Origin of the sequence: Winogradskyella sp. (assembly GCF_013042245.1) — a bacterium.
GTDB lineage: Bacteria > Bacteroidota > Bacteroidia > Flavobacteriales > Flavobacteriaceae > Winogradskyella.
Genome location: NZ_JABDQL010000047.1, coordinates 1 through 5,915, shown reverse-complemented (window position 1 = coordinate 5,915; position 5,915 = coordinate 1). Strand labels below are relative to the sequence as shown.

The window sequence follows — 5,915 nt, the reverse complement described above, 5'->3', positions numbered from 1 at the left end:
ACTTGAGCGGATTAAGAATAATAATCAACGCCTAAAGGAGTTTGCATTATATGCCATTACAGGGCAATCCGCTTGGGAATTATGGAGAACAAGTACTAATTCAGTCATATATTAGAATATAGCCAATTTTAATGATTAACTTTACAAGGATACTAATCTTTGGCGGGAAAAGCTACCGAAGGTTTAGTTCAACAACGTATAGTTCATTTTTAGAACTACGGCTAATCATATCCATATTTATATTAGCGACGATGTTAACGTCTTTTATTTTATCTACGAAGTATTTGGCGCCTTGAAGACTTAATTCTTCTGCATCAAAAGCGGCTAATACGATTGAGTGTTTTGGTGGATTTTTCTTTAGCATTTCAGCAAATGCAAATAATGCAGCTACACCAGAAGCATCATCGTCTGCTCCATTATATATTTTACCATCTTGTTTTCCCAAATGATCGTAGTGGGCACTTACAACGATATACTTATCTGAGAATTCTACACCTTTTACAAAACCTAAGATATTGGTTGCATCAAAAGTTTTATCTCTCCGAGCAAATTCAAAATTATGTTTAAATTTTGAATCAAAAGGTTTTACGTTTAAACTTTTAAATTGAGAAACGATATAGTCTTGTGCTTTTTTATTGCCTTCAGTTCCTGTTTTTCTTCCTTCAAATTTATCGGAACTTAAGGTTTTAATATGTTTCATTAAAGCTTCATCATCATATAAAGTAGCTTCAGCTTCAACTTTAGTAGTTTGAGCGCAGGCTGTTAAAAATGAAATAATTAGAATACTTTGCAGTTGTTTTTTCATTATAACGAATTAAGGTTTGAGATTAAGGCAATAAAAAATCCTAAGTTTAGACTTAGGATTTTAATATGTAAAAATTCTATGTAGTCGTCAATTAACCTTTTAAACTTGCTGTAAGGTACTCACGATTCATACGTGCAATATTCTCTAAAGAGATGCCTTTTGGACATTCTACTTCGCAAGCTCCAGTATTGGTACAGTTACCAAAACCTTCTTCATCCATTTGCTTAACCATATTAAGTACACGATCTGTTGCTTCAACTTGACCTTGCGGCAATAAAGCAAACTGTGATACTTTAGCAGATACGAACAACATTGCAGAAGAGTTTTTACAACTTGCTACACAAGCGCCACAACCTATACAAGTTGCTGCATCAAAAGCTTTGTCTGCGTTTTCTTTTTCAATAGGAATAGCGTTAGCATCCTGAGTATTTCCTGAAGTATTTACAGAAATAAAACCACCAGCTTGTTGAATACGATCAAAAGATGTGCGATCTACCATTAAATCTTTAATAACAGGAAATGCCTCTGCTCTCCAAGGCTCTATGTATATAGTCTCACCATCTTCAAAACTACGCATGTGTAATTGACATGCGGTAATTTTTGTTTGTGGCCCGTGTGCTCTACCGTTTATATAAAGTGAGCATGACCCGCATATACCTTCACGACAATCGTGATCGAATACTACTGGTGATTCTCCTTTTTCAATAAGTTCTTGATTTAACACGTCTAACATCTCTAAAAAAGACATGTCAGGTGATATACCACTTACAGGGTAATCGACTATTTTTCCTTTATCATTAGCGCTTTTTTGACGCCATATTTTCAACGTTAAATTCATCATAGCAATTTTTATTTGTAACTTCTCTCTTTCACTTCGATATTCTCGTACTCTAAAGCTTCTTTGTGGTGAACGGCTTCACTAGGCTTGCCTTTGTACTCCCATGCTGATACGTACTGAAATTCTGGACGTCTTAGCGCTTCTCCACTTTCGGTCTGATACTCTTCTCTAAAGTGACCACCAGCAGATTCTTCACGCTCTAAAGCATCTTTAGCAAACAGTTCTCCTAATTCTAAGAAGTCTGCGACGCGTCCTGCTTTTGCCAATTCTTCATTATACTCATCTTGAGTTCCTGGAACAAAAACGTCCTTGTAGAACTCATCACGAAGAGCAGCAATTTCAGAAATAGCTTCTTTTAAATCTTTTTCATTACGAGCCATACCGCATTTATTCCACATGATTTTTCCTAATCGTTTGTGGAAATAATCTACTGATTTAGATCCTTCATTATTGATGAGTTTGTCTATATCAGCTCTTACTTTTTGTTCAGCTTCGTCAAATTCTTTTGAATCTGTAGGAATTTCACCTGTTCTAATATCATGGGCTAAATAGTCTCCAATCGTATAAGGTAGTACAAAATATCCATCTGCCAAACCTTGCATTAGCGCAGAAGCTCCAAGACGATTAGCACCATGGTCAGAGAAGTTTGCTTCTCCTATAGCATATAAGCCAGGAACAGTTGTCATTAAGTTGTAATCTACCCAAAGACCTCCCATGGTGTAATGTACTGCAGGGTAAATCATCATTGGTGTTTCATATGGGTTTTGATCTACGATTTTTTCGTACATCTGGAATAAATTTCCATACTTATTCTCAACTACTTTTTTACCTAGGTCAGTTACTAACTTTTTATCATCGACATTCAATCCTTTGACATAAGCTTGCTCTTTACCATAGCGTTCTATTGCAGCAGCAAAATCCAAGTAAACTGCTTCACCAGTTTGGTTTACACCATAACCTGCATCACAGCGTTCTTTGGCTGCTCTCGAAGCCACATCACGTGGTACTAAGTTTCCAAATGCAGGATAACGACGCTCTAAGTAATAATCTCTATCTTCTTCAGCTAAGTCGGTAGGTTTTAAGCTTCCGTTTCTAATAGCTTCGACATCTTTTTTATGTTTTGGAACCCAAATACGACCGTCATTTCTTAAAGACTCTGACATCAATGTTAGTTTAGATTGATGGTCTCCTGAAACTGGAATACATGTTGGGTGAATCTGTGTGTAACAAGGATTTGCAAAGAATGCACCACGTTTGTGTGCTTTCCATGCTGCTGTTACATTACTTCCCATAGCGTAGGTCGATAAATAGAAGGCATTACCATAACCACCTGTTCCTAAAACTACAGCATGAGCTGAATGACGCTCTATCTCACCCGTAATCAAGTTACGTGCTATAATACCCCTAGCTTTTCCGTCTACTTTAACTACGTCTAACATTTCGTGACGTGTATACATTTTAATTTTACCACGTCCAATCTGGCGATTCATTGCGGCATAAGCACCTAATAATAACTGTTGTCCTGTTTGACCTTTGGCATAAAATGTACGTGATACTAAAACACCTCCAAAAGAACGGTTATCTAAAAGACCCCCATATTCTCTGGCAAATGGTACACCTTGTGCTACACATTGGTCAATAATATTTGTAGAAACTTCAGCTAAACGGTGAACGTTTGCTTCACGCGAACGATAATCTCCACCTTTTACCGTGTCATAAAATAATCGGTAGGTAGAGTCACCATCACCTTGATAGTTTTTTGCTGCATTGATACCACCTTGTGCCGCGATAGAATGCGCACGTCTTGGAGAATCCTGAAAACAAAATGCTTTTACGTTATATCCTAATTCTGCTAATGTAGCAGCAGCAGAACCGCCGGCAAGACCTGTACCTACAACAATAACATCTATAAGACGTTTATTTGCTGGGTTAACAAGATTGATATCGTTTTTATGTTTTGTCCACTTGTCCGCTAAAGGACCTTCTGGTATTTTAGAATCTAATATTGACATATTCTAGTTTTTTAGTGGGTGAAGTAATGAAATAATGCTATAAAAATAAATCCTAGTGGCACGCCAATAGCATAAACTTTACTAAAGCCTTTTAGGCCTTTTACATATTTGTTGTTTGCTCCAACAGATTGAAAGGCAGAATTAAATCCATGCAATAGATGTAAACTCAATAATATAAATGATATAGCATAAGCGGCTACACGTAAAGGACTGTGAAATTTGTGTACTAATTCTTCGTAGTATCTATAGCCACTTTCTGTGTTGGCTGGATCCACAAGCCCACTCATGTCTCCAACAATATATTTAGTATTAATTTCTGGAATCCAAAAATCAATAAAATGCAACACCATAAATGCCAATACAACTGCTCCTGTTAATAGCATATTTCTACTCATCCAAGTAGAGTTTGCTGCATGGCTAGTTTTGGCATAACTAACCTTTCTCGCTTTGTTATTTTTATACTCCAGCACAAAACCCATTACAAAGTGAAAAATAACACCAAATATTAATACTGGTTGTAATAAATACTGAATAACCCAAAATGTACCCATAAAATGAGAAACATCATTAAATGTGTCTGGACTAAAAACCGATAAAATATTTATTGCAAAATGTTGAAGTAAAAAAACCATTAGGAAGAGTGCTGAAAGCGCCATGGCAAACTTTCTTCCAATCGAAGAATTTAAAATTCCGCTCATTATAGATTTATTCTTAATTGTTAGTTCAACAAAGATACTAAGCAATTAGGGTTTTCCCAACTAGGTATTTGGGTAATCACTTATTTAGAATGGTTTTAATTAAAAGTCAAAGCGTGGATTTACGATGGTGTTATAAATAGAGCCAAAAGCATAACTAAAACCAACGCTCACAAAGTAGTCGAACCCAGATTGTAATTGCTGTTGTTGTAATAAAAGCTCTTCTACGGTTAAATCACCACCAGGAATATTTACTTGATTTCGGGTTATGGAGTAACTTCCACTAACATCAAAATTAAATCCTTAAAAAAGTCGAACTCTCGTTCCTAAAAAGAAGTTTACTGCATAAAGCTCTGTGTCTTGTAAAAACTGATTAAATGACACCTCTGCATTTACATTGCCCCACTCTTGGTTAATCCTGCCTCCTAACTGTAAATCGTGTTCCCAAAAATATTCTTCGTCTTGTGCAAAAACAGTACGTTCTATATAGTCATTATATCGAATACCATTTCTATACGAAATTGTTAGTTGTTTTTTTGCTGAATCTTGATAATCAAAAAAGCTATATTCTATAGCTGGTCTAAACGTCCAAAATAAATCAAAATTGCTAAATGTGGACGTACCTACACTTCCAAAAAAACCGTAAAACCAATGGTCGTTAACACTAAGTATATCACTAACATTTAAACGCTTATTATTATTAAAAACTTTAAAATCTTCTTCCTCTTCATCATCATTAATAAACGTAAATGTCGACCTATTTTCACCATAGCGCATAAATAAACGAAACTTATTTTCTTCTGTAACACGCCTCGCTGACGTATTAAAGTTAAAATTGCTTCGTTTACTCAGTTCTTGACCATTGAAAAAGCCATTAGCACCAACTCTGAATAACCAGTAATTCCAAGGATCTATTTCTTCTACTTTTTCTTCTTCATTTTCTGGTGTTGGTACATTAACAACAACCTCATCTATAGTTCCTCTAGCAATCCAAAATCTCACTAAACCTAACTTTAAATATTCCATAGTACGCTTACGTTCATCATCACGTGTCATGTTGGCATCTGTAGAAAACGTCAGTTTGTAATTAATAGATTCCAAATCATTTTTACCTATAAAATCCATCTCATAACTACGTCCGCCAATAATGTTTCTTTGGGTAACTACAAAGATGTGTACATCACCCAAATCTTGATCACGTACAAATTGGACATTCCCTAAGTTTTGTCTTAGGAATTCTTGGTCGCATATGCCACAATCCAAAAATATTTTAACTTCTTCTTTAGGGTCTTCTTGTGCATTTGCAAAGATTGATAAGCACAAAAGTGCAAGTAGTAAATAGCGGTTTAACGTGCAAAATTGATTGATGATTTATTGAGATTTAAAAATCTCTAATAATATAAAAACGCAAAAAAACGTATTTAGTATTAATTGCAATTTGAATGTCCGTAATATGTCATAAATTGATTTTAATTTAATCTATAGCATTGAGTACTTCGACTGTGCTCAGCATAAACTAAAGTCGAAATGTATTAAAATCAAGTGCTTATATTTAGCTACGCTGA

Annotated in this window: 5 protein-coding genes; all 5 read right to left on the bottom strand. The window is 35.3% G+C overall.

Going from position 1 to position 5,915, the window contains the following annotated elements:
* Positions 1–172: 172 nt before the first annotated feature.
* The 5 genes from HKP48_RS04050 to HKP48_RS04030 all read right to left on the bottom strand — a co-directional run bounded on the left by HKP48_RS04050 (position 173) and on the right by HKP48_RS04030 (position 5,673).
* Positions 173–805: a M20/M25/M40 family metallo-hydrolase gene (locus HKP48_RS04050; RefSeq protein WP_296343087.1), complete on the bottom strand. Its 633-nt coding sequence runs from the start codon at positions 803–805 to the stop codon at positions 173–175.
* A 91-nt stretch (positions 806–896) separates the two neighbouring features.
* Positions 897–1,643, bottom strand: coding sequence for a succinate dehydrogenase/fumarate reductase iron-sulfur subunit (locus HKP48_RS04045; RefSeq protein ID WP_296343090.1), 747 nt, complete (start codon positions 1,641–1,643; stop codon positions 897–899).
* An 11-nt stretch (positions 1,644–1,654) separates the two neighbouring features.
* Positions 1,655–3,655 (bottom strand): fumarate reductase/succinate dehydrogenase flavoprotein subunit, encoded by a 2,001-nt coding sequence (locus HKP48_RS04040; protein WP_296343086.1) that lies wholly within the window; start codon positions 3,653–3,655, stop codon positions 1,655–1,657.
* Positions 3,656–3,666: 11 nt separating this feature from the next.
* Entirely contained in the window at positions 3,667–4,353 is a 687-nt protein-coding gene (locus HKP48_RS04035; protein WP_296343085.1) for a succinate dehydrogenase cytochrome b subunit, read from the bottom strand.
* Positions 4,354–4,653: 300 nt separating this feature from the next.
* On the bottom strand, positions 4,654–5,673 hold the full coding sequence (locus HKP48_RS04030; RefSeq protein ID WP_296343081.1) for a hypothetical protein: 1,020 nt from the start codon (positions 5,671–5,673) through the stop codon (positions 4,654–4,656).
* Positions 5,674–5,915: the final 242 nt, after the last annotated feature.